The sequence below is a fragment of the Paracraurococcus lichenis genome, assembly GCF_030657435.1.
Lineage (GTDB): Bacteria > Pseudomonadota > Alphaproteobacteria > Acetobacterales > Acetobacteraceae > Paracraurococcus > Paracraurococcus lichenis.
The window spans coordinates 1-2,014 of record NZ_JAUTWS010000258.1 but is presented as its reverse complement, the minus strand read 5'-3'; the positions used below and the strand labels follow the sequence as shown (position 1 = coordinate 2,014).

Genomic DNA, 2,014 nt, shown 5'->3' with positions numbered 1-2,014 from the left:
AACGGCATGGTGGCCCTCCCTCGAACGAGGACTAGCCTTCGTCCCAGCCTACCCCACGCCAGCCGATCCGGCGACCCCTGCAACAAAATGGCGCGAAGCCTCACAGAACCCTCCGGGGAGGGCCGGGTCGCCACCCCGCCGCCGCACATCATCAGAGACCGTTTCCCAGCACGCTACCCAGGCCCGGGCGCATCACTCCGGATCCCGTCAAGGGCCAACCTCACTTGCGGCCCGCTATTCACCCAGAGGGAAATTTAGTCGCCCTATGCTACCATGAGTTGATAAAACAGAGGGATCGCGGTACCTAGGGATGACACTTTATCGTGAGGTATCGGGCGTGGTTACGCGAATCTCATACATATCCGGCGCCGTATTGGAATCTGATCAATACGCTTCGATCAACAGTCCCGCCGCCTGGGTAAGCACCGCGGATGCGACTGCGAGCGGTGGGCTGGCAATGCTCGCCGGCACAGCCGGCGGAATCTTGTCCTACAGCGTAGATTTCAGCGATATAGGAACCTATTGGGTTACCTTGCGGGGTAAGGGAACTGGCAACCTCGATCAGACCAATGCCGTATCCTTGGCGCTCGGCGGCGCCACGCAAACCGACAATCTCGGCTGGTCACTTGGCTATTCCTGGAACAGCGCCCAGGGTGCGATGCCAGTGACCATCGTCAAGCCGGGCGTCTATACACTCACTGTCACCAGCGTTGACACGGGCTTTGCTCTCGATGAAATCAGCGTGCAGTCGGCAGCAACGACACGCCCGGGCGACGGGCGCGCGCAACGCGCTGCGGATTTCCTCGACAGCCTCGGTGTCAATACGCACATAGGCTACGTCGACACTGCCTACGCCAACTCGCAACTCGTCTTCAAAGAATTAAATTACCTTGGCGTACATAATATCCGCGACGGCGTTGCGGGGCCGAGCATGGATTACTTGATTAACAACGGCATTAAAATGCTAGTTGTTGCCGATCGCCGAGGTGATGCTTACGGACCGAATTGGTTGTTGGGTCAACTGGAAGCGCACGCTACGGGCATTCTGGGTGTCGAAGGGCCGAACGAGAGCGACAATCCAGGGTGGGAAGTCACTTATAAGGGCGAGGTCGGCCTTCCTGCCCTGGCCGCGCTCCAGGCCGATCTCTACCGGGCGGTCCACGCAAGCACCGCCCTCAACAGTAACGGCAAGGTAACGCCCGTCATTGGCCCCAGCCTTGGCTGGTCGGCACAGGACCAAGTTGGCGACCTGGGTGCCTTTGCCGACTACGCCAATCTGCACAGCTACGCCCAAAACGGCGACGCACCTTCCCTGAGCTTGGCCAACGGCCTCGCCCAGGTGCAGCACTCAGTTGACGGTAAGGCCGTCTGGATCACCGAGACGGGTTACGACAGCAACGCCACGGCCTATTGGGGCGTCAGCGAGGCGGTGCAGGGCAAATACACTCCCCGCGTCTACCTGACAGATTTCGTCGAGGGCTCACCGCACACCTTCGTCTACGAACTGATGGATTGGAAAATGTCGGCCAGCGGCGCCGATACGGGCGGGAGCGGCCTCTTCGAGGCTGACGGCACGCCGCGGCCGGCCGCCGTGCAGTTGCACAATCTAACGACCGAACTGGCCGACACCGGTGCACAGGCAGCGGGCTTCACGCCGGGCGAGCTGCACTACGTTCTGTCCGGCATGCCCTCCTCGGGCGAGGATTTGCTCCTTCAGCGGAGTGACGGAACCTTCCTTCTTGTGCTGTGGAACGACGTCAAGGGCTGGAGCGCCAACGCGAGCAACGCCCAGGATCTCTCGACCCACGCCGATCTGGCGGTCGCGTCTGTCCCGATCAGCATCACTCTCCCGGCCGGCTACAAGGCTCAGGCTTTGTACGATACCCAGTCTGGCACCTCCACTGCGCTGTCCGATCCGCTCCACCCTTCTCTCAATCTGCCGGACAATGCAGTCGTTCTTGAAATCGTTCGGACTGCCCTGGGAGAAACCCCGCCCGCGCCGGCCGACGTCACA

1 protein-coding gene is annotated in these 2,014 nt (G+C 61.2%); it reads left to right on the top strand.

Features of this window, described 5'->3' with window-relative positions; all coding sequences use genetic code 11:
- Positions 1-310: 310 nt before the first annotated feature.
- Positions 311-2,014, top strand: a 1,704-nt coding sequence (locus tag Q7A36_RS39510; RefSeq protein WP_305109270.1) for a hypothetical protein, incomplete at its 3' end; no start/stop codon positions are given.